The sequence below is a fragment of the Streptomyces sp. NPDC043876 genome (assembly GCF_056435825.1).
The window spans coordinates 133,368-154,795 of record NZ_JBWKDV010000008.1; the positions used below are offsets into that span (position 1 = coordinate 133,368).

The 21,428-nt window shown below is 73.7% G+C and carries 18 protein-coding genes; 9 read left to right on the forward strand and 9 right to left on the reverse strand.

Annotation, left to right across the window (positions count from 1 at the left end):
• Positions 1–46 precede the first annotated feature (46 nt).
• On the reverse strand, positions 47–964 hold the full coding sequence (locus AC0693_RS24750; protein ID WP_478802905.1) for an NAD-dependent epimerase/dehydratase family protein: 918 nt from the start codon (positions 962–964) through the stop codon (positions 47–49).
• Between the two features lie 71 nt (positions 965–1,035).
• On the opposite strand from AC0693_RS24750, the gene AC0693_RS24755 reads away from it, so the two are divergent.
• A complete protein-coding gene (locus tag AC0693_RS24755; RefSeq protein ID WP_478802906.1) occupies positions 1,036–1,989 on the forward strand; it encodes a LysR family transcriptional regulator in 954 nt (317 codons plus the stop codon).
• Here the strand turns inward: AC0693_RS24755 and AC0693_RS24760 are convergent.
• A complete protein-coding gene (locus AC0693_RS24760; RefSeq protein ID WP_478802907.1) occupies positions 1,979–5,302 on the reverse strand; it encodes a TIM-barrel domain-containing protein in 3,324 nt (1,107 codons plus the stop codon). The genes AC0693_RS24755 and AC0693_RS24760 overlap by 11 nt on opposite strands.
• Positions 5,303–5,604: 302 nt before the next feature.
• On the opposite strand from AC0693_RS24760, the gene AC0693_RS24765 reads away from it, so the two are divergent.
• Positions 5,605–6,726 (forward strand): alpha/beta hydrolase, encoded by a 1,122-nt coding sequence (locus AC0693_RS24765; protein WP_478802908.1) that lies wholly within the window; start codon positions 5,605–5,607, stop codon positions 6,724–6,726.
• A 14-nt stretch (positions 6,727–6,740) separates the two neighbouring features.
• Here the strand turns inward: AC0693_RS24765 and AC0693_RS24770 are convergent, their stop codons facing one another.
• Positions 6,741–7,556 carry a glutamate ABC transporter substrate-binding protein gene (locus tag AC0693_RS24770; protein WP_478802909.1) on the reverse strand — a complete coding sequence of 272 codons (816 nt, stop codon included), beginning with the start codon at positions 7,554–7,556 and terminating at the stop codon, positions 6,741–6,743.
• A gap of 172 nt (positions 7,557–7,728) precedes the next feature.
• Between AC0693_RS24770 and AC0693_RS24775 the strand changes: the two genes are divergently transcribed.
• Entirely contained in the window at positions 7,729–8,271 is a 543-nt protein-coding gene (locus AC0693_RS24775) for a TerD family protein (RefSeq protein WP_468463873.1), read from the forward strand.
• 137 nt (positions 8,272–8,408) lie between these two features.
• Here the strand turns inward: AC0693_RS24775 and AC0693_RS24780 are convergent, their stop codons facing one another.
• On the reverse strand, positions 8,409–9,026 hold the full coding sequence (locus tag AC0693_RS24780) for a TetR/AcrR family transcriptional regulator (protein WP_356405971.1): 618 nt from the start codon (positions 9,024–9,026) through the stop codon (positions 8,409–8,411).
• 177 nt (positions 9,027–9,203) lie between these two features.
• Between AC0693_RS24780 and AC0693_RS24785 the strand changes: the two genes are divergently transcribed.
• Together AC0693_RS24785 and AC0693_RS24790 are read left to right on the forward strand one after the other, a co-directional pair.
• Positions 9,204–10,031, forward strand: coding sequence for a phosphatase PAP2 family protein (locus AC0693_RS24785; protein ID WP_478802910.1), 828 nt, complete (start codon positions 9,204–9,206; stop codon positions 10,029–10,031).
• A 101-nt stretch (positions 10,032–10,132) separates the two neighbouring features.
• The gene (locus tag AC0693_RS24790) at positions 10,133–10,774 is read left to right on the forward strand and encodes an RNA polymerase sigma factor (RefSeq protein WP_478802911.1); all 642 of its coding nucleotides are present in this window, start codon (positions 10,133–10,135) and stop codon (positions 10,772–10,774) included.
• Here the strand turns inward: AC0693_RS24790 and AC0693_RS24795 are convergent.
• The 3 genes from AC0693_RS24795 to AC0693_RS24805 all read right to left on the reverse strand — a co-directional run bounded on the left by AC0693_RS24795 (position 10,686) and on the right by AC0693_RS24805 (position 15,458).
• The gene (locus tag AC0693_RS24795) at positions 10,686–11,789 is read right to left on the reverse strand and encodes a MerR family transcriptional regulator (protein WP_478802912.1); all 1,104 of its coding nucleotides are present in this window, start codon (positions 11,787–11,789) and stop codon (positions 10,686–10,688) included. The two genes, AC0693_RS24790 and AC0693_RS24795, sit on opposite strands and share 89 nt — an antisense overlap.
• 20 nt (positions 11,790–11,809) lie before the next feature.
• Positions 11,810–13,183, reverse strand: a complete 1,374-nt coding sequence (locus tag AC0693_RS24800; protein ID WP_478802913.1) for a cryptochrome/photolyase family protein — start codon at positions 13,181–13,183, stop codon at positions 11,810–11,812.
• A 685-nt stretch (positions 13,184–13,868) separates the two neighbouring features.
• Positions 13,869–15,458 (reverse strand): SDR family oxidoreductase, encoded by a 1,590-nt coding sequence (locus AC0693_RS24805; protein ID WP_478802914.1) that lies wholly within the window; start codon positions 15,456–15,458, stop codon positions 13,869–13,871.
• Positions 15,459–15,692: 234 nt separating this feature from the next.
• Here AC0693_RS24805 and AC0693_RS24810 point away from each other — a divergent pair, with 234 nt between their 5' ends.
• From AC0693_RS24810 to AC0693_RS24820, 3 genes are read left to right on the forward strand one after another with little or no spacing between them, the layout of a single operon-like run.
• Positions 15,693–16,172: an Lrp/AsnC family transcriptional regulator gene (locus tag AC0693_RS24810; protein WP_356405961.1), complete on the forward strand. Its 480-nt coding sequence runs from the start codon at positions 15,693–15,695 to the stop codon at positions 16,170–16,172.
• Positions 16,173–16,218: 46 nt separating this feature from the next.
• A complete protein-coding gene (locus AC0693_RS24815; RefSeq protein ID WP_469331594.1) occupies positions 16,219–16,932 on the forward strand; it encodes an HAD family hydrolase in 714 nt (237 codons plus the stop codon).
• 4 nt (positions 16,933–16,936) lie between these two features.
• Positions 16,937–18,025: an FAD-dependent oxidoreductase gene (locus tag AC0693_RS24820; protein ID WP_478802915.1), complete on the forward strand. Its 1,089-nt coding sequence runs from the start codon at positions 16,937–16,939 to the stop codon at positions 18,023–18,025.
• Between the two features lie 9 nt (positions 18,026–18,034).
• Here the strand turns inward: AC0693_RS24820 and mltG are convergent, their stop codons facing one another.
• Together mltG and AC0693_RS24830 are read right to left on the reverse strand one after the other, a co-directional pair.
• Positions 18,035–18,883 carry an endolytic transglycosylase MltG gene (gene mltG / locus AC0693_RS24825; RefSeq protein ID WP_469316170.1) on the reverse strand — a complete coding sequence of 283 codons (849 nt, stop codon included), beginning with the start codon at positions 18,881–18,883 and terminating at the stop codon, positions 18,035–18,037.
• A 63-nt stretch (positions 18,884–18,946) separates the two neighbouring features.
• Entirely contained in the window at positions 18,947–20,812 is a 1,866-nt protein-coding gene (locus AC0693_RS24830; protein ID WP_478802916.1) for an ABC transporter ATP-binding protein, read from the reverse strand.
• A gap of 108 nt (positions 20,813–20,920) precedes the next feature.
• On the opposite strand from AC0693_RS24830, the gene AC0693_RS24835 reads away from it, so the two are divergent.
• Positions 20,921–21,403, forward strand: coding sequence for a MarR family winged helix-turn-helix transcriptional regulator (locus tag AC0693_RS24835; RefSeq protein ID WP_356405952.1), 483 nt, complete (start codon positions 20,921–20,923; stop codon positions 21,401–21,403).
• The last annotated feature ends 25 nt before the right edge of the window (positions 21,404–21,428 follow it).

Genomic DNA, 21,428 nt, shown 5'->3' on the forward strand with positions numbered 1-21,428 from the left:
GCACGAGCGGCCACTGGCGGACCGGCGGCTCAGCAGGGGGGCGGTCTCACACGGCGAGGGCGCGGACCTCGGCCACGGCCCCCGGGAGCCAGTCCGCGACCCGGGTGAAGCCGAAGCCGAGGCGGGCGGCGCGGCCGTTGTCCATCGCGTAGCCGCGGTCGAAGGAGAACGGGGAGGCGGCGGCGCCCGCCACCGTGCGGTAGCGGGGGCGCGTGCCGGTCGCGGCCGCGATCAGTTCGCACAGACCGGTGACGTCGAGCGCTCCGTGGGAGGCGGCGTTGACGGGCCCGGTGAAGGTGCCCGCCGCCGCCCAGCGCAGGAACGCGGCGATCTCCTCGTGGTGGACGAAGGAGGTCGAAAAGGGGTCGGGGTGGACGTCGATGGGCCGGCCGGCCGCGACCCGCTCGACGTAGTGCGCGAGGCGCCCGGTGAAGTCCGCGCCTCCCCCGCCGAGCACGTGGGCCGTCCGGACGGACACCGTGTCGAACTCCGGCTCGCCCAGCAGGACCGCTTCGGCCCGGCGCTTGCCCTCGGCGTAGGCGGTCGCGGGATCCGGCGCGGCCACATCCCGCGCCGGGGGCAGCGCGGTGAGGTCGAGGCGGTCCTCGGTGACCGGCACACCCGCGGGGTCGGGCGGGGGGACGGCGAAGGTCGCGGGGTCGTACACCTCCATCGTGGAGGTCATCACGTACCGGCCGGTGCGTCCGGCGAAGACGCGGCGGGCGAGCGCGGCCTGGCGCGGGGTGTAGCAGACCTGGTCGACGACCACGTCGAAGGTGCGCGCGCCGAGGGCCTCGCGCAGCTGCCGTTCGTCGTCGCGGTCGGCCACGAGGCGGGTGGTGCCGGGCAGCGGTCCGGTGGAGCCGCGATTGATGACGGTGACCCGGTTCCCGGCGTCCCGCTCCAGCCTGACCAGGTGCTTTCCGAAGTACCGGCTTCCGCCGATGACGCATATGTTTCGCATGCCGCCGACTCTGCCGCCGTCCCGTCCCCAGCGGAACCGCTCACTCGCTAAACCCGTCGTAAGGAGAACTGATGATCGATGTGCAGCGGCTGCGCGTGCTGCGGGCCGTCGCCGAGCACGGCAGCTTCAACCGGGCGGCCGGAGCACTGCTGCTGACCCCGTCGGCGGTCTCGCAGCACATCGCGGCGCTGGAGCGGACGCTCGGTCACGCGGTGGCGGTGCGCACCACCCGGGGCGCCACCCTCACCGAGGCCGGCCGGCTGCTGGTCGAGGCGGCGGAGGCGATCTCCGACGAACTCGATCAGGTCCGGCGGCGGATCGCCCGGCTCGGCGAGGCCCCTCCCCGGCTGACGCTCGCCACCTTCACGAGCGGCGGCCGTCACCTGCTGCCCGCGGCGCTGGCGCGGTTCGTGGCGGCACGGCCGGAAGTCGAGCTGACCGTGCTGGAGGCGGAGCCGCAGGAGGCGGCGGCGATGGTGCGCCGGGGCGCCGCCGATCTGGCGCTGGCCTACCGCTTCGACGGGCCGACACCGGCGGGGCCGGGCGGGCCGGGGGCGCGGCCGGTGCTCGACTGGACGCCGTTGATGGACGATCCGCTGTCGGTGGTGCTGCCGCGCGGCCACCGTTTCGCGGGCCGCGCCTCGCTGGAACTCGGCGAGCTGGCGGGCGAGCGGTGGGTGCTGGGCTGTCTGAAGACGGAGGCGTACCTGCGCCGGTACGCGGCGCAGGCCGGTTTCGAACTGCGGGTCGCCGCCTCCACGACCGACTACTTCTTCGCGCAGTCGCTGGTCACGGCCGGCGTGGGCGTCTCGCTCGTGCCGTCGGTCTCGTCGGCGCCGGGGCCGGGCGCGGTGGCCGTGGAGATCGACCCGCCGCGTCCCGCCCGGCACATCGGGGTGCTCACGCCGCGTCGGCGCGCGCCGCAGCCCTACGCCGGTGACCTCGTCCGCGAACTGGCCGTCGAGGCGGGAGCGGCGGACGGGGCGCTTTCGGCCGCCCCGTCCGCGGCCTCCGTCAGGGAGTGAACGTCCAGCGCTGCGCGGCGGTGCCCGTGCAGGGCGCACGGCCGAGGGTGGTGCCGTTGGCCGTGGCGGAGCCGGTCGGAACCAGGCACTGGCCGGCGTTGCGCAGGCTGCCGTCGGGCCCCTGCTGCCAGTTCTGGGCGGCGGGCACCGGAGCGGGGGCGCAGGCCCGTACCGTCACGGCGCCGGTGGCCCCGGCGGTGGTGTCGAGGCAGACCCCGCCCAGACCGGTGATCCGGCCGTCGCCCTGGAGGCTCCAGCGCTGGTTGGGCCCGCCGTGGCAGGTGTACAGGGAGGGTTCGGTGCCGGGCGCCGTGGCGCTGTGGGGCAGGTCCGCGCAGGTTGCCGAGGCCCCGTTGACGAGGGTGGCGTCGGTGGGCAGCGCGGCGGGCCGCCCGGTCAGGGTGATCTCGGCCGCGCTGGTCCAGGGCCCCCGGCCGCCCGCTTCGGTGAGCGCCCTCAGCCGCAGGTAGCGCCCGGTCTTCGCGGCGAGCGGTACGGTCTTGGCCGCCGCGGTGTCGGGGAGGGTCCCGGTGGCCACGGGGGCGCCCCAGTCCGTGGCGCTGTCGGAGACGTACACCTCGTAGCCGCCGATCCGGCCGTTGCTCCCGCCGTCCTGCCGGGGCAGGTAGCCGAGGCCGTCCACCGCGTAGCGGGCGCCGAGGTCGATCCGGATCTCGTGCGGCAGGGCCGCCGGGGTGCCGGAGGACCAGGCGGTGTGCCAGAGCGTGGCCGGGTCGCCGTCGAAGGCGTTGACGGCGGCGCCGCTCTCGGAGCCCGTCTCCTGACTGTCGGCGGAGATCAGGGACCAGCCGGCCTGCGGGACGGGGGTGGTGGAGGTGGGGACGGGTTCGGCCTTGGGGATCGTCGTACCGGTGGCGGAGACGGTGAAGGCGCCCGCCTTGGAACCGGTCTTGACCCACAGCACTCCCGCGCGGTCGGCCGGGTCGTGGAACCAGCCGGTCGCGGCCGCGTCGTAGGCGCTCTTGGAGGCGAGGCGGGTGAGGGCGGCGCCGTCCGCGGTGACGGTGGCGGGGGCGGAAGCCACGTGGAGGGTGAACTCGTACCCGCGCGCCGCGGGTTTGCCCGCGTAGCTGCCGGTGGAGGCGCCGACGGAGACGGTGACCGTGCCCGGTCCCGCCGTGGGGGCGCTGACCTTGACCTGCTGGCGGGCCGAGGCGCCGTTCTGGTGGGCGCGGGTGATCCCGTCGTCCTCGTAGAGCGAGAAGGCGGAGTCGCCGCGCGGGGTGATGTCGTAGGTGAGGGTGGAGACCGGCTTCTCGCCCGTGTGGTTCATCCGGGGCCACATCGGCACGATGGCGCCGCCCTTGACGAACAGGGGGAGGGTGTCGAGGGGGGCCGCGTAGTTGTTCAGCCAGCCCGGGCCGGCGTACGTCTTGCCGCTCCAGTAGTCGGTCCAGGTGCCCGCGGGGAGGTAGATCCCGTCGCGGACGGCGGTGTCGGAGACGACCGGCGCGACGAGGAAGGAGTCCCCGGCCATGAACTGGCCGCTGGTGAGGTTGCCGCGCGCCACCGGGTCGTCCGGGTAGTCCAGCACCATCGCACGGGTGCTGGGCACGCCGGTGTCGTGGGCGGCCGCGCTCATCGTGTAGAGGTAGGGCATCAGCCGCATCTTGAGCTGGAGGTACTTGCGGTTGATGGAGAGGTAGGGCTCGGCGAAGCGCCAGGGCTGCTTGTCCTGGTAGCCCGCGGAGGGGCCGGTGGCGCCCCAGCCGGACATGGTCATGAAGGCCGGCGTGAAGGCCTTCCACTGGAGGTCGCGGACGTAGGTCTTGGGGCTGCCGCCGAAGATGCCGTCGATGTCGCCCGAGGCGTAGTTCAGACCGGACAGGCCCGCGCCCGCGATGGCGGGGACGTGCCAGCGCATGTCGTCCCAGGTGCCGTTGGTGTCGCCGGTCCAGACGACGGCGTTGCGCTGGGTGCCCGCCCAGCCGTCGACGGTCCACACGTACCGGCGGGCGTCGGAGTTCTTCTCGATGCCGTCCACCGCTTGCTGGACGCCGGAGAACGCCGTCTTGTAGCCGCCGCCGATCCAGGCGACGTCCGTCTTGACGCCCCGCGTGCCGGCCACGGACACCTCGTCGGCGATGGAGCCGAGCCCGGTGGAGGTCCACAGTCCGGTCTGGAAGCCCTTCGCCTTCAGGGCGTCGACGGTCGACTTCAGGGGCGCGGTGTACCCGCAGCCGTAGCCGTCGTTCGGCAGGAACCAGCCGGAGGGCATGTCGGCGGCCCGGGCGTCGGTCGCGTACCCGACGACGTCCGGGGTGGTCTGGTGGCGCAGCCGGTCGTGGTCGCCCTGGTAGGCGGGGTTGGAGGCGTTGAAGCAGTCGGCGTTGCCCAGTTCGAAGCCCCACATCGGCGCCAGGAAGGGTTTGCCGCTGACGTCGGTGTAGGCGTCGAGCACCGACTTGAGGGAGTCGCCGGTGAAGTACCAGGCGTCGAAGCGGTTCTCGTTGTGGGTCAGGGTGCTGGGGGCGTTGAAGGCGTAGGAGCCCGGCGCCCAGGTGTTGCGCATGACGCCGTAATTGTTGGTCGACATGTAGAAGGGCGCGGGGCTGGCGTTGTTGTTCTCGCGCCACTTGTTGTCGACGGCCACCGGCACGGTCTTGCCGCGCAGCGCCCACTCCCCCAGTCGCAGACCGGTTCCGTAGAACTGCTCGTCCGCGCCGCGGGCGAGGTACTGGGTGGTCTGGCCGCCGCCCCAGCTGGTCGGCCGGGTCTCCTGCCAGACGAGGGTGGAGTCGTCGGCCCGGTAGACGGAGAACTGCAACGGCGCCTTGTTGACCCGGATCGAGACCGAGCCGGTGGTGATCTTGTAGTAGCCGCCCGCGTCGGTGAACCCGGCGCTCACCGGGCCGAAGTCGGTGGTCTGGGCGAGGTCGGAGCCCGCCGGGTCGTTGGTGAAGGCGCCGTCCGGGGAGAGCCAGAGCCGGAAGACATCGGCCCGCGCGACCACCACGCGCACCTTGGCGCCGCTGGTCGAGGTCACGGTGAAGGTGTTCCCGGACCGGGTCAGCCCGGTGGCGTCGCCCGCCGTGGACGCGGGGGCGGCGCTCGCGGCGGGCGCGGCGGTCGCGCCGGTCTCGGCGGTCGCGCCGGTCGCGGCTTCGGCCAGGGAGGCCGCCGGACCGGCGGCGGCCAGGCCCGCCACGGCAAGGGCTCCGGCGAGCAGGGCGGCGAGGTGGGTACGGCGCCGGGCGGGGGTTGGGCGGGCGGTCCGGCGGTGGCCACGGGCGGGCCGGGGACGCCGCAACAGGGGTGGGAGCGGTGGCAGGAGGTGGGGGGTGAGTCTCATGGGGCAGCTCCTCGTGCGGTCCGGGACACGGACACAGCTCTTTGGCATGCACCCGGCAACATAGCGCGCCCACCGGGCCGAGGTGAAGGAAGATGCTCGAAGTGACGCATTATCGCGCAGCTTCGAGCACACCTTTCCTGCTCGGAGCACACCTCCGGACCGGAGCGCGCCGTGCGGGGCCGACCTCACCAAGCGCCCTTTTCAGACCGGTTGGTGGCGATCCGCGGCTTTGCGCCCGCCCTCTCCTAACGTGACGACCGGAGCGGTTCGCACGCAGCGGTCGGCGTCGGGAGTGGTACACGATGAATCACGGCACAGAGCCATGGCCGGAGCCGCCGCAGGCCCCGCGGACGACGGCGCGGCCCGGGCCGCGGCGCCGCTGGGCGGCAGCCGTGGCGGCGCTCGTGGCGGCCGTCGTCGCCACCGGGTGCGCGCTCTCGTACGACGACCTGTTCTCGGACACGGGTGACGTCGTCCGCTTCGACGACGACCCGCCGCAGCCCCCGGCCCGCGCCGCCCGTCCGGCCCGCGCCCCGGCCGATCCGCTGACCCTGATGCCGACCGGGCCCCGGCCGGAGCTGCGCATCGCCGCCACCGTCCCCGAGGACGGCACGAAGGTCATGGTCACGACGCTGACCGGGCGGAAGTCCGGGTTCACGGGCCGGGTCTGGCTGTGGGTGCCGCCGCTCTACAAGGATCCGGCGTACGCGCGCAGCGGCTTCCCCGTGATGATCGCCCTGCCCGGCGGCCCCGGCTACCCCACCAACTACTGGATGGACCCGGGCCTCAAGCTGGAGTCCAGCATCTCCGCGTGGTCCCGGGAGGGCAGCAGCCTGCCGTTCATCCTCGCCATGCCCGTCCTGAACCCGGCCACCGACAACGGGGGCCTGTACTGGGACGGGAGCGACATCCCCGGTCAGCCCAAGATGGGGACCTGGCTCACCGAGGACGTCCCCGACCTGGTCCGCGCCACCTTCCGGACCATCGCCTCACGCGACGGGTGGGCCTTCATGGGCAGTTCCTCGGGCGGTTTCGCGGGGCTGAAGGCGGTGCTGCAGAAACCGGACAAGTTCAAGGCCGTGCTCGCCGGAGGGCCCGACATCGTTCCCGACTCCCCCCTGTGGCACGGGCACCCGAAGGAGAAGGCGGAGAACAGCCCGCCGGAACTCGCGCGGCGCCTGGCGGAGCGCGAAGGCCCCGAGGTCTACCTGGCCTTCCAGGTCGGCACCAAGGGCAGCGACATCCGCAACCGGCCGCTCATCGAAGACTTCATCAGGGACTACGGGAAGGGGCCCGTCAAGACGAGGTTCCAGGTCGACCAGGGCGGCGGCCACGACGCCCGCAGCTACGTCCCCGGCATGCACGACGGCGGCCTGATCCAGTGGATCAGCGCGCACATGCGGGGACCGGTGCCCACCGGGTAGCGACGGCCGGCCCGCTACTTGCCCTCGGTGATCGCCGGGGCGGGCTCGTTCTTGTAGTTGACGGCGCCGAAGTTGTTCTTGACGAACTTCGCCCAGGAGCCGTCCTGCACCATCTTGCGCAGCGCGCCGTTGATCTTCGTCTGGAGCTCGGTGTCGCCCTTCTTGATGCCGATGCCGTAGTTCTCCTTGCTCAGGCTGAGACCGGCCAGCTTGAACTTGCCCTGGTTGCCCTCCTGCGCGGCGTACCCGGCGAGGATGGTGTTGTCCGTGGTCAGCGCGTCGAGCTGGCTGTCCTGAAGGGCGATGAGGCACTCGGAGTAGCCCGGGAGCTCCAGCAGGTCCGCCTTGGGCGCGAGGCTGTTCTTGATGTTCTCGGCCGACGTGGATCCGGTCACCGAGCACAGCTTCTTGTGGTTGAGGTCCTCGGGCTTGGTGATGTCGGTCTGGGAGGCGCGGACCAGCAGGTCCTGGTGGGCCAGGAAGTACGGCCCGGCGAAGTCGACCTTGGTCTTGCGCTTGTCGTTGATCGAATAGCTCGCCGCGACGAACTTGACCTCGTTGAACTGGATCAGCAGTTCCCGGTCGGCGCTGTAGACCTGCTTGAACTCGATCTGACTGGGCTTGTAGCCCAGCTCCTTGGCGATATAACGGGCGACATCCACGTCGAAGCCCGAGAACGTGCCGTCCGCCGCCCGGTATCCCAGGCCGGGCTGGTCGAACTTGATCCCGATCGGGATCGTGTGCGGGGCGTCATCATGCCCGCCGCATCCGGAGGTGGTCAGGGCTAGAGCGATCGTTGCGGCGACCGCACCGGCCTGGGAAACCTTCATGCTGGACTCTCTCCGAAGGGAACGGCTTGCTTGGAGAAGCTAGAAAGCCCATGTGCACAGCGTCACTACATCTGAGGAAGAATTGAGGATAACGATCCGGGCGGGCCCGAAGATCCCCGTGACAGCATGACGGGGTACGGGGGCAACGCACGTGACCTGGAGGGGGAGTTCGATGAGCGGAGTACGCAAGAGTCTGGCCCGGGTGGAGGTGGCGCTGAAATGGGATCCCAGCGCGCCCGGTTCGCCCGCGAACGATCTCGACATCGTCGCGGCGGCGTACGCGGAGGGTGATCTGCACGGAACGCCCGAGTACGCCGTTTATTTCGACCACCGCGCCCCGGACGGCACCGTCACCTTGAACCGGGACAGCCGCACCGGCCAGGGGTTCGGTTTCGACGAGGTGATGACCCTCGAACTCGACCGGATGTCGGAGCGGCTGCGGCGCGTGGTCGTGGGCGTGGTCATCCAGAGCGAGGACGGCAACAAGACCTTCGGTGACATCGGAGGCATGGCCCTGCGGATCCGCGAGGGGTACGTCGACCTCGTCCCCGAGGGCCCGCTCGCGGGGGTGGCGGGCGCCACCGCGGCCACGGTCGCCGTGTTCTCCCGGGACGCCGCGGGCGCGTGGTCCCTCGACCCGGCGGTGCACGGCCTGGCCGCCGGACCGGAGGAGTACCTCCGCATCATGGGCGGGGCCCCCGGCACCTCGGCTTGAACTGACGCGGACCGGGTGGCGGCCGCTCCTGCTGGAGCGTCCGCCACCCGGTCCGCGGGGGTGCGCTGCCACCGTCCCCACGAGGCAGCGCGGGCGGGCGGGCCGTCCGGTCATCGGAAACGGCCGCCCGCCGGTCTTCAGGGGCCCGGAGCCAGGCCCAGTGCGGGGAGCAGCGCGGCGTCGACGAAGCGGACGAGGTAGTCGGCGTCGGCGTAGCGGCCCTCCAGGACGGGACGGATCCGCAGGACGCCCATCAGCTGCGCCGGGAGGAACTCCACGGCGGGGTGGTCCGCGGCGATCTCGCCCCGCGCGACGGCCCGGGCGACCATCGCGTCGAAGGCCGCGCGCTCGGGTTCGACCAGCGCCTCGCGCAGGGCCGCCTGGAGTTCCTCGTCGTTCATGACGGCGTGGCCGAGCGCCTGGGTGAGGCGGGTGTCTCGGCCCGAGGTGCCCGCCGCGATCCGGGCGGCCTCGCGGAGGTCGCCCGCGAGGGTGCCGGTGTCCACGGCGGCGAGGGTGCGGCTGCGCCGGGCCGAGCGCAGGGCCGCCGCGACCAGTTGCGGCTTGGTCTTCCACTGCCTATAGAGCGTCGACTTCCCGCAGTTGGCCCGGGCTGCGACGCCCTCCATGGTCAGGGCCTCGTAGCCGTGCTCGCGGAGCTGTTCGAGGACCGCGTCGTAGAACTCCTGCTCGCGCTCCGGGGTGATCTTGGAGCGGCGCGCGGCGGCGGTCGGCGATGGCGACGACGGCGTCATGGGCGGCTCTCCTCCGTTCTCCCGCGGCCGGGTGCGGTGCTCTCGGCGTCCGATACGGAAGCGTACCGGAACGCGGGCGTATCGGTACACTTTCGTATCGATACATTGACGTATCGATCGCGGCCGTCACAGAGACAGAGGCCGCGGGGGCCGTCACACAGGAAAGAGAACCGGGGCATGACCCAGCGCACCACGGCCGTCGGGCGGCCCCGGGCGATACCCGAGCTGCTGCTCGTCGCGGCGCTCTTCGCCGTGTACAAGGGCGGCCGGATGCTGACGGCGGGCCACACGGACGAGGCCTTCCGCAACGCGGGCCGCGTCTGGGACGCCGAGCGCGCCCTGCGGCTGCCGGGCGAGGGCCGGGTGCAGGACCTGCTCCTGCACAGCGAGGCCGTCATCCACGTCGCGAACACCTACTACGCGGCCGTGCACTTCCCGGCCACGGCGGCCTTCCTGCTCTGGCTGTACCTGCGCCGGCCCGGCCACTACCTGTGGGCCCGCCGGGTGCTCGCGGTGCTCACCGCCGTCGGGCTGGTCCTCCACCTCGGCTTCCCGCTGGCCCCGCCGCGGCTGCTCGGCGCCGCGCACCTCGTCGACACCGGCCAGGTCTACGGGCCCACCGTCTACGGCGCGGCGCCCGCCGCAGACACCATGGCCAACCAGTTCGCGGCGATGCCCTCGCTGCACTTCGGCTGGGCCCTGATGCTGGCGCTCGGCATGATCTCGGCCACCCGGGGCCGGTGGCGCCGCCTGTGGCTGCTGCACCCGCTGCTGACCCTGACCGTCATCGTCGGCACGGCCAACCACTACTGGCTGGACGCCCTCGTCGCGACCGCGCTGCTGGGCGTCGCCCTGCTGGTCATCCCCCGGCCCGTGGCGGACCGTACGGCGGCCGGCGGATCGGACGACCGCGGCGACGAGGCCGTGCTCGCGGGCGCGGGGCAGGCGGCCGTGCCGCTCCCGCGGGAGGTCCTGGAGCGGGAACCCGCCCGCACCCGCACGTAGCCCGCTGCCCCCGCAGACGACGGGCGGCCGCGCGACTGGGCGAATCCGATGCAGAAACGATGCGAGTTGATGGGGTCCCTGGTGCTCAGGAGGCTGGGGCCATGGACCTCAAGGACCGCACCGACCCGGACACGGACCCCACGCCCGCCGCCCTCGCCGGCCCGGACGGCGATACCGGCGACGCACGCCTCGTGGCCCTCTTCCTGAGCGGTGACGAGGATGCCGTGGCAGCCGTCTACCACCGCTGGCGGCCGCTCGTGCACGCCCTCGCCCGGCGGCGCCTCGGGGACGAGCGGGAGGCCGAGGACGTGACGCAGCAGGTCTTCCTCGCCGCCTGGCGCGGCCGCAGCGGCTACCGGCCCGGCAGCGGCGACCTCGGCGGCTGGCTGGTCGGGATCACCCGCCACAAGGTCGCGGACGCGCTGGCCGCCCGGGCCCGGGTGGCGCGCGCGGTGGCCGCCGCCGGGGCGCAGTACGGGAGCACCTGGCCGCCCGACGCCGCCGCGGGGCCGGAACAGGCCCTGGACCGGGTGTTCGTCCTCGGCGCGCTGTCCCGGCTGCCGTCGGCGCAGCAGCGGATCCTGCGCCTCGCCTACTACGGGGACCTGACCCAGACCCAGATCGCGGCGCGTACGGGGATGCCGCTGGGGACGGTCAAGAGCCACATGCGGCGCGCGCTGCGGTGCCTGCGGAGTTCCCTGCAGGCACAGACGCAGGCGCAGCCGCTGTCAGCGACTCGATGATCTCCACCGCCGAGCGCAGCGCGTGCAGCCGCTCCGCGCGCGGCAGGGCGGCGCCGACCGCGCCCCAGCCCGGGCCGGCGAGCAGCATCCGCGGGTGGGCGCGGGCCCCGCGCAGGCCCCATTCGATGCCGGCGACCGACCGGACCAGCGCACGGTCCGCGGTCGTGCGGACCTGGGACCAGAGCACCACGGCGCAGGGGCCGATCCGGCGGACCGCCTCGTGCAGTGCTTCTGCGGGCAGGTCGGGCCCGAACATCCGCACCGGCAGGCCGCGTGCGCAGAGCGCCGCGCAGAGTGCCTCCATCGGCAGGCTGTGCTGCTCCCCCGGGGCGCACGCCAGGAGCACCGGGGCCCGTCCGGCGGCCTCGGCCGCGGGCCGCACCCGGCGCAGCGCACCGGAGACGTGCCAGGACAGCAGGTGCTCCACCTCCACGTAACGCTCCCCCGACGAGGCCCATTTGCGGCCCACCGCGTGCAGCGTGGGGGCGATGATCTCCTCCCAGGCGGTGACCGGGCCGTGCGCGGCGAGAGCCGCCTCCAGCAGCTCCGCCACGGCGGGCGCGTCCAGCCGTACGGCGGCCCGCGCCAGCCCCCGGCACTCGGTACGGACCTCCCCGAGCGGCAGGGCGTTGCGCCCGCCCGGCGCCTTGGCGGCGGGCGGTGCCGCGGGGGCCGGATCCGGGGCCGGTGCGGGGGCGGGCGGGGTGGCGGGTGCCGGGTCAGGAGCCGGCTCCTGCGCCCGCCCCGGAGCGGCGCCGAGCGCGGCGCGGGCGGCTTCGGCGGGCGGTACGCCCTGGCTGGTCAGGTGGCACATCAGGTCCAGGCGGGCGATGTCGTCCGGAGTCCAGCGGCGGTGCCGGCCGTCCTCGCGGCGCGCGGGACCGATGGCGTAGCGGCGCTCCCAGGAACGCAGGGTGGTCGGTGAAACGCCCAGGCGCCGGGCGACGGCGCCGGTGCTCAGCGGCCAGGCCGCGGGCTCGGGCGGCGGCTCCGGGAGGGGGCGTGCGGGGTCCACCCCCGCCACGATACGGCCGGTCACGAGACGGCGCGGGCCCGCTTGAACCGGCCCAGCGCGTCGGCGAGGTCCACCACCGGGTCCGGATAGCCGGAGCGGGCCCGCTCCGGTGCGGGCAGCCGCCAGGGCTCGAAGACCTCCGGCGCGGGCAGGTCCGCCAGCTCCGGCACCCAGCGGTGGACGTACGCGCCGTGGGGGTCGTACCGCCGGGCCTGGCGGACGGGGTTGAGGACCCGGTTGGGCCGGGTGTCGGTGCCGGTCCCGGCCACCCACTGCCAGTTGAGCTGGTTGTTCGCGAGGTCCCCGTCGACCAGGAGGTCCAGGAAGTGCCGGGCGCCGGTGCGCCAGTCGACGTACAGGGTCTTGGTGAGGAAGCTCGCGGCGAGCAGCCGCCCCCGGTTGTGCATCCAGCCCTCGTGGCGCAGCTGGCGCATGGCCGCGTCGACCAGCGGATAGCCGGTGCGGCCCTCCTTCCACGCCTCGATCTCCTCGGCGGCCTCGGCGTCGCTGCGCCAGCGGTCGTGCCGGATCCGGTAGTCCTCGTGGGCGACCGCGGGGCGCGCGGCGAGCACTTGGTGGTGGAAGTCCCGCCAGCACAGCTGCCGCACGAAGGCCTCCGCGCCGGGGCCGCCCGCCGCCCGCGCGCGGTGCGCGCATTCCGCGGGCGAGAGGGTACCGAAGTGCAGGTGCGGGGAGAGCCGGGAGGTGGCGTCCGCGGCCAGGTCGTCGTGGGTGTCCTCGTAGCGCGCGAGGCCGCCGCGCAGCCAGGCGGTGAGCCGGGCCCGGGCCTCGCTCTCGCCGCCGCGGGCGAGGGCCGGCGAGGTTCCGCGGACGGCGTCCCGCGCGGGCAGCGGCTCCGAGCCGACGGCTTCGGGCACCCGGACCGCGCGCGGGGCGGCGGTGACGGGCCGCGGGGGCAGTTCGGACCAGCGGCGGAAGTACGGGGTGAACACCGCGAAGTGGTCCGAACCCGCCGGGGTCACCGCGCCGGGGGCGACGGCCGTCACCACCGCGTCGTGCACGTACAGTCGCCGGCCCTCCCGCTCCAGCGCGGCGCGCAGCCGCTCCTCGCGGCCGTGGGCGTAGGCGCTGACCCCCGCCGCCATGTGCACCTCGTCCGCGTCGGCCTCGCGGACCACCGCGCACACCTGGTCGACGGTGTCCCCCGAGCGGACGACCAGGCGGCCGCCGCGTTCGCGCAGCCCGGAGTCGAGGGCGGCCAGGCAGTCGGCGAGGAAGGCCAGCCGGTTGGGGGCGGCGAACCCGGCGGCGTCGACGCCGCGGTCCCGGACGAACAGCGGCACCACCTCGGCACAGGAGGACAGCGCGGCCCGCAACGGCGGGTGGTCGTGCAGGCGCAGGTCGGAGGTGTAGAGGACGACCGCGACGTTCATGGACGGGCTCCACGTCAGGAGGGGTGCGGGGGTGTGCTGTCGTGCGGTACTTCGGGCGGGGGGTCGCCGCCGGATGCGAGTGCGCCTCCGGCTTCGGTTCGGGGGCCCCGGGGGGGGCCGGGGGGCCGGGGTCCGATCCGTGGCCCGGGGGCCGGGGCCTTGGCCGGCCTCCGCCGGGTGTCGCCTCCGGCGGGGGCCCTCAATCGCCGGGCGGGCTTGAAGTGGCTGAGGTGGGCGGCCGGGGGACTGCTGGGCCGGGCTTCGCCCGCGGGCGGCCCGAAGGTTCGGGACGACGGGTCCCGGCCCGCGGTCCCGCTCGGCGTGGGCGCGGAGCGATCAACCCCGGGCGGGGCGAGTACCCGGGCCGTGGCACGGGGTCCGATGCCCTGTGCCACGGGCGGGGGGCCGGGGTCCGCGTCCGGCGCCCTGGCGACACGGCAGGGCCGGGACCGGGCAAGTCCCTGCCCCTGGTCATGGCGTGGGCCATGGGCCGGTCGGGACATCGGGACCCGCTGGCCCTGACCCAGCCCCTGGCCAGGGTCCCGCTTACTTGGGCCCCAGGGTGCCAGGCCGGGGTGCGGACCCCGAACCGGCACAGGACCGGGGGCGGGCGCGTCGGCCGCCTTGGGCCGGGGTCGGGCCTGCGACCGTGGGGCGGGGGCTTCGGGCTTCGGCCGCGGGGCGCTCAGCCGCCCGCTCTGCGGGGGTGGTCGGGAGGCGGGGACGGGGGGAGGGATTCGGCTGCGCGGGCGATGTTGCGGGCCATGCCGCCGAAGACCACCGCGTGGAAGGGCGAGACGCTCCACCAGTACAGGTGGCCGAGGAGGCCGTGGGGGTGGAACAAGGCCCGCTGGCGGTAGCGGGAGACGTGGCCGCCGGTCGCCGGGGCGGAGCCGGGGGCGCGGTCGTCGACGTACATCTCCAGCCAGGCGAGCCCCGGCAGCCTGATCTCGGCGCGCAGCCGCAGCAGCCGTCCCGGTTCGAGCTCCTCGACGCGCCAGAAGTCGAGGGAGTCCCCCACGCGCAGCCGGGCCGCGTCGCGCCGGCCGCGCCGGATGCCGACTCCCCCGACGAGCCGGTCGAGCCAGCCGCGCACCGCCCAGGCCAGCGGGAAGGAGTACCAGCCGTTCTTCCCGCCGATCCCCTCGACCACCCGCCACAGCGCCTGCGGGGAGGCGCTCACGTCCCGCTCGCGGCAGTCCTCGTAGAGGCTGCCGCCCGCCCAGTCGGGGTCGGTGGGCAGCGGGTCGCTGGGGGCTCCGGGGAGGGAGGCCGAGGACCAGCGGGTGGTCACCTTGGCCTCGCGGACCCGTTGCAGCGCCAGTTCCAGGGCCCGGTCGAAGGGGACCGGCGCACCGGGCGGATCGGGCACGTACCGCGCGATGTCGTGCTCGTGGCAGACCACTTCGTGGCGCAGGGACTCCGCGAGCGGCCGGGCCAGCGACCGCGGCACCGGCGTGACCAGGCCGATCCAGTGGCTGGACAGGCGCGGCGTGAGCATGGGCACGCGCACGATCAACCGGCGCGGCAGGCGTGCGACGGCGGCGTAGCGGCGCATCATCTGCTCGTAGGTGACCACGTCCGGGCCGCCGATGTCGAAGGTCCGGCTGACCTCCGGGGGCAGGGTGGCGGCGCCGACGAGGTAGCGCAGCACGTCGCGGACGGCGATCGGCTGGATGCGGGTGCCGACCCAGCTCGGGGTGACCATGACCGGGAGCCGTTCGGTGAGGTAGCGCAGCATTTCGAAGGACGCGGAGCCGGAACCGATGATGACCGCGGCGCGCAGCACGGCGGTGGGCACGCCGGAGCCGAGGAGGATGTCGCCGACCTCGGCGCGCGAGCGCAGGTGCGGGGACAGCTCGCGCGCCGGGACGTCCGCCGGGGTCAGGCCGCCGAGGTAGACGATCCGGCGGACCCCGGCCGCGCGGGCCTGCTCGGCGAAGATCCGGGCGGCCGACCGGTCGCGGTCCTCGAAGCCCGGGCCGGTGCCCAGCGCGTGCACCAGGTAGTACGCGACGTCCGTCCCGCGCAGGGCGGCCGCCACCGAATCCGGGTCGGTGACGTCCCCGCGCACCACCTCGGCCCGCCCGGCCCAGGGGTGGTCGCGCAGCCGCTCCGGCGAGCGGGCCAGGCAGCGGACGGTGTGCCCCGCGTCCAGGAGTTCGGGCACGAGCCGGCCGCCGATGTAGCCGGTGGCGCCGGTGACCAGGCAGGTCAGCCCGCCGGGGGCGGGTCGGCTCGCGGACTCGCCATTGGTGGTCGCCCGGTCGTCCATGGCTCTCTCCCTTCCGGGCGCTGCCCGGTGCACGGCCTCGATCCCCGCCGACGGTCCCCCGCTCCGCCGGACCCTCTCATGCCGATTCGCGGCGGCCCGGGAGGACGGATGCGTGCGGCGCCGCATTGGTCCGAATGCGGGTGCCGGCTGGGGCACGGTCTCTCCGATGGGTGGTTTGTGGGCCATTGGTACAGTCCGGGAGCGATCCCAAACCCCCACGGAAGGCCCCGGACCATGGCGGTGGACGAGCTGGACACCCGGATCCTGCGGCTGCTGATCGAGGAGCCGCGCACCAGCCTGCGGGAGTACGCCCGCCGCCTCGGCGTGGCGCGCGGCACCCTGCAGGCCCGCATCGACCGGATGGAGCGGACCGGGGTGATCACGGGCACGGGCCCGGCGCTCTCTCCCGCGGCGCTCGGCCACCCGGTGCTGGCGTTCGTGCACATCGAGGTCACGCAGGGGCACCTGGACGAAGTGGGCGAGGCACTGGCTTCCGTGCCGGAAATCATCGAGGCCTTCTCCATCACCGGCGGCGGGGACCTGCTGACCCGGGTGGCGGCCCGGGACAACGCCCATCTGGAGGACGTGATCCAGGGGCTGATCCGGCTGCCGGGTGTGGTCCGCACGCGGACCGAGGTGGCGCTGCGCGAACGGGTCCCGCACCGGCTGCTGCCGCTGGTGGAATCCGTCGGCCGGTCCGCCCGCAAGGCCTGACAGGATGGCTGGAATACGTACACGACCGGCAGGGCGGGCACTACGGATGATTTCCGTCATATTCGATCTCGACGGCACCCTCGTGGACAGCGAACCGAACTACTACGCCTCCGGCCGCCGCACCCTGGAACGGCACGGCGTCACCGGTTTCACGTGGGAGGAGCACGCGCGTTTCATCGGCATCGGCACCCTGGAGACGCTGGAGGTCCTGCGCGAGCGGTACGCGCTGCACGCGCCGGTGGAGCAGCTGCTCGTCGAGCAGAACGCCGCCTACCTGGAGCTGGCGAGCGCCCGGACCGAGGCCTTCCCGGAGATGCGTGCGTTCGTGGAACGGCTGCACGGCGAGGGGGTCCCGATGGCCGTGGCCTCCGGCTCCTCGCGCGAGGCGATCGACGCCGTGCTCGCCGGGACCGGTCTGGACGTCCTGCTGACCACCGTGGTCTCCGCGGAGGAGGTCGCGCACGGCAAGCCCGCGCCCGACGTCTTCCTGGAGGCGGCGCGGCGGCTGGGGGCGGATCCGGCCGACTGCGTGGTCGTGGAGGACGCCGCTCCGGGAGTGGAGGCCGCGCACGCCGCCGGGATGGCCTGCGTGGCGGTCCCGTACGTGGCGGGGACCGCGGACGACCCGGCGTTCGGGGCGGCGGAGCTGCTGTTCCGGGGCGGGCAGGCGGAGTTCTCGGCGGACGCGGCGCACGACTGGCTGAGCGCGCGCCGCCGAGCGGCCGCGGGGGAAGATCCCGGGGCCTCCGCCAGTTGGTAGAACCGTGAACGATTTCCGTAGTGACGTGGACGTGGTGGTCATCGGCGCCGGACAGGCGGGTCTGTCCAGCGCCTATCACCTGGGGCGGGCGGGGCTGGACCACGTGGTGCTGGACCACGCACCCCGCCCCGGCGGCGCCTGGCAGTTCCGCTGGCCCTCGCTGACCTACGGGAAGGTGCACGGCATGTACGCGCTGCCCGGGATGGAGCTGACGGGCGCCGACCCGGCCCGCCCGTCGTCCGAGGTGATCGGGGAGTACTTCGCCGCGTACGAGGAGCACTTCGGGCTGCGCGTACGGCGCCCCGTGGACGTGACGGCGGTGCGCGAGGGAACCGGCGGGCGGCTGCGCGTGGAGTCCGCGGCCGGGACGTGGTCGGCGCGGGCCCTGGTCAATGCCACCGGGACCTGGGACCGGCCGTTCTGGCCGCGCTATCCGGGCCAGGAGACCTTCCGGGGGCGCCAGCTGCACACCGCGGACTACCCCGGGCCCCAGGAGTTCGCCGGAGCCCGGGTGATCGTCGTCGGCGGGGGCAACTCGGGCGTGCAGCACCTGCTGGAGATCGCCGAGGTCGCCGCGGAGACCACCTGGGTCACCCGGCGGCCCCCGGTGTTCCGGGACGGCTCCTTCGGCGACGTCGAGGGGCGGGCCGCGGTGGCAATGGTGGAGGAGCGGGTCCGCCGGGGGCTGCCGCCGCAGAGCGTGGTCAGCGTGACGGGTCTGCCGCTGAACGACGCCGTACGCGCCGGGCTGGCCTCGGGGGTGCTCGACCGCCTGCCCGCCTTCGACCGGATCACCCCGTCGGGCGTGGCCTGGGACGACGGCCGGATCGTGGAGGCCGACGTGATCCTGTGGGCCACCGGCTTCCGGGCGGCGATCGACCACCTCGCTCCGCTGCGGCTGCGCGAGCCGGGCGGCGGGATCCGCGTGGAGGGCACCAGGGCGGTCCGCGACCCGCGGGTGCACCTGGTCGGCTACGGGCCCTCGGCCAGCACGATCGGCGCGAACCGCGCGGGCGGCGCGGCCGCCCGTGAGCTCCGCCGCCTCCTCGCGCCCGCCGGGGCGGGCGCGGGCTCCCCGGTCGGGGTGCGCTGACCGCGTCCCCTACGCCTTCCGGGCGGCGGCGCGGCGCTTGTTGAACTCGGCGACGTGGCGCTTGTGCTCCTCGTACGTCGCCGAGAAGCGGGTGTCCCCCGGCTTCACCGTGACGAAGAACAGCCAGTCGCCGGGGGTCGGGGCGACCGCCGCCGCCATGGCCGCCGCGCCGGGGTTGTCGATCGGGGTCGGCGGCAGACCCTGCCGTGCGTAGGTGTTGAAGGGGCTGTCGATCCGGGTGTCGCCCACCGCGGTGTCCACGGTGGTGCGGTTCAGGGCGTAGTTGATGGTCGAGTCCATCTGGAGCGGCATCGACTTGGCGAGCCGGTTGTAGACCACCCGCGCGACCTTGCCCATGTCGGCCGGGGTGGCGGCTTCCGCCTGGATGATGCTCGCCAGGGTGGCCGTCTGGTACGGGGTCATCCCCTGGGCCTTGGCTCCGGCGGCGACCGGTGCGCCGGCCAGTGTCCGGCCGGCCGTCCGCACCATGGAGGTGAGGAGCGCGGCCGGCGTGCTTTCGTCGGTCACCGGGTAGGCGGCCGGGAAGAGGAACCCTTCCGGATTGCCCTTGGCCTCGGCAGGCAGGGCCAAACCCGCTCCGGCGACCGCCGCCTTGGCCGAGCCCGCGGGAAGCTTCAGCTCGCGGTCGATCGCCGCGTACACCTGGGCGGCCCGCCAGCCTTCGGGGATCACGAGCCGGCGCGGTGGCGGGGGTGGTTTGTCGGCGCCCCCGTTCAGCACGAGGGGGACCAGCACCGCCGCCCCGGTCGCGACCAGCAGACCGAAGAGGATCGCCAGTCGGCCCCGGCGGGTGACGCGGGTCCCGGGCCGCTTCGGCGGCCGGTGCTCTTGACGCATACCGAAACGCTAACCCGCGACGCACTGCGGTCCCGGCAGCCCAGCCGTGCGGCGGTCAGATGATCACACGCGGACCGAGAGGGTCGGCGCGTCCAGCGTCACGGTGGCTGGAGCCATGTGGCTGTCCCTGCGGACCAGGGCCGCATAGCGTCCGCCGGCTTCCAGCAGTTCCTCGTGCGTGCCCCGTTCGGCGATCGCGCCCCCGTCGAGGACGACGATCTGATCGGCATCCCGGACGGTGGAGAGCCGGTGCGCGATGGTGATGGTGGTGCGGCCTTCGGAGAGGGCGTCGATCGCCTTCTGCACGGCGTGTTCGGTGCGCGTGTCGAGCGCGCTGGTGGCTTCGTCCAGGATCAGTACCGGCGGGTCGCGCAGGATGGTGCGCGCGATGGCCAGGCGCTGCTTCTCACCGCCGGAGAACCGGTAGCCGCGCTCGCCCACGAGGGTGTCGTAGCCGTCGGGCAGCGACTCGATGTGGTCGTGGATCTGGGCCGCCTTGGCCGCCTGGGCTATCTCTTCGTCGGTGGCGTCCGGCTTGGCGAAGCGGAGGTTGTCGGCCACGGAGGCGTGGAAGAGGTACGTCTCCTGGCTGACGACGCCGATCGAGCGGGCCAGCGAGTCGAAGTCCAGGTCGCGGACGTCGATGCCGTCGAGCGCGACGCGGCCTCCGGTGACGTCGTACAGCCGGGGCACGAGATAGCTCAGCGTGCTCTTGCCGGATCCGGTGGGGCCGACGACCGCGAGGGAGCCGCCCGCCGGGACCGTGATGTCGATGCCGGTCAGGGTGGGACCGTTCTTGGCGTCGTAGGCGAAGTCCACGCCCTCCAGCCGGATCTCGCCCTTGGCCTGCTCCAGGCGGACGGCGTCCTCGCGCTCCGTGATGTCGACCGGCAGGTCGAGGTACTCGAAGACGCGGGCGAACAGCGCGAGCGAGGTCTGGATCTGCACACCCGTCGACAGCAGGCTCACGGCGGGCCGGAACAGGCCCTGCTGGAGGGTCACGAAGGCGACGAGGGTACCGACGGAGAGCGACGGGGCGCCGGACTGCAGGGCCATGCCCGCCGCCCAGTAGATCATCGCGGGCATCGCGGCCATGACGATGCCGATGGTCGACATCCGCCACCGCCCCGCCATGCTGGAGCGGACTTCGAGGCCGACGAGTTTCTCGGATTCCTCGGAGAACGACCGGGTGAGCGAATCGGCCCGGCCCATGGTGCGACCCAGCAGGATGCCGCTGACCGAGAGGGATTCGGTGACGGTGGCGGCCATGGCCGCCATCTGCTTCTGGCGCTGGGCGGTGATCTTCTTGCGCTCGCGGCCGACCCGGCGGCTGATCCACACGAACACCGGCAGCAGGAGCAGCGAGACGAGCGTGAGGCGCCAGTCGAGGGCGAGCATCGCGACCACGGAGGCGACCACGGCCGTGAGGTTGGAGACGAGGGAGGTCGCCGTCGAGGTGACGGTGGCCTGCATGCCGCCGATGTCGTTGGCTATCCGGGACTGCACCTCACCCGTGCGGGTGCGGGTGAAGAACGCCAGCGGCATCCGCTGGAGCTGCGCGTAGACGGCGGTCCGCAGGTCGTGCATGACGCGCTGGCCCACCGTGGTGGAGATCAGGGTCTGGAGCACGCCGAACACGCTCGTGACGACCGCGGTGAGGATCATGCCGAGGGCCAGCAGGCTGAGCAGCCCCGTCCGCCCCTGCGGGATGGCGACGTCGAGGATCTCCTTCAGCAGGAACGGCGAGGCGACGCCGACCAGCGACGAGGCACCGACGAGCAGCCCCACGACGCCGAGCCGGCCCCGGTAGGGGCGGAACAGGCGCGCGATCCGCCGCAGTTCGCGCGGCTGGTCGGCGGGGGCGGGACGACGCGGGTCGAGGGCTTCCTTCGACGGCGTCCATTTCGGTTCTTTTCCTTCGGGGCGCATGGGCCTCCCTCTGACGACACTCCTGACCACATGATCCTGAGACTCAAATGAGCATAGCTCATTGTTACCTATACTCACAATGAGCCTGGTCCTGCTACCCTTCCCAGTATGAGCACCGCTTCCGAGACCGACAGCCCGGACAGCTCGGACGGCGTCCTCGCCGAGCAGCTGCTGCGCCTGACCCGTCGGCTGCACCGCATCCAAAAGCGCCATCTGGAGCCGCTCGGGATCACGCCGGCCCAGTCCCGCCTGCTCCGCACGGTCGCGCACTACCCTGCGGGCGAGCCTCCCCGAATGGCGGATCTGGCCGCCCACCTGGAGGTCGTACCGCGTGCGGTGACCACGCTGGTCGACGGCCTGGAAGCGGCCGCGTGCGTGCGCCGGGTCCCGGACACCGCGAACCGCCGGGTCATCCGGATCGAGCTGACCGAGACCGGGCGCGCCACGCTGCGCAGGCTGCGCAGCGCGCGGACGGGCGCCGCGGAGGAGATCCTGGCTCCATTGACCACCGATCAGCGCGAACTGCTCGGCGGCCTGCTCGACGCCCTGGCCGACGCACCGGCGCAGGAACGGGCCGAGCACGGCTGCTGAGGAGGACCCGCTCAGCCGAGGGGGC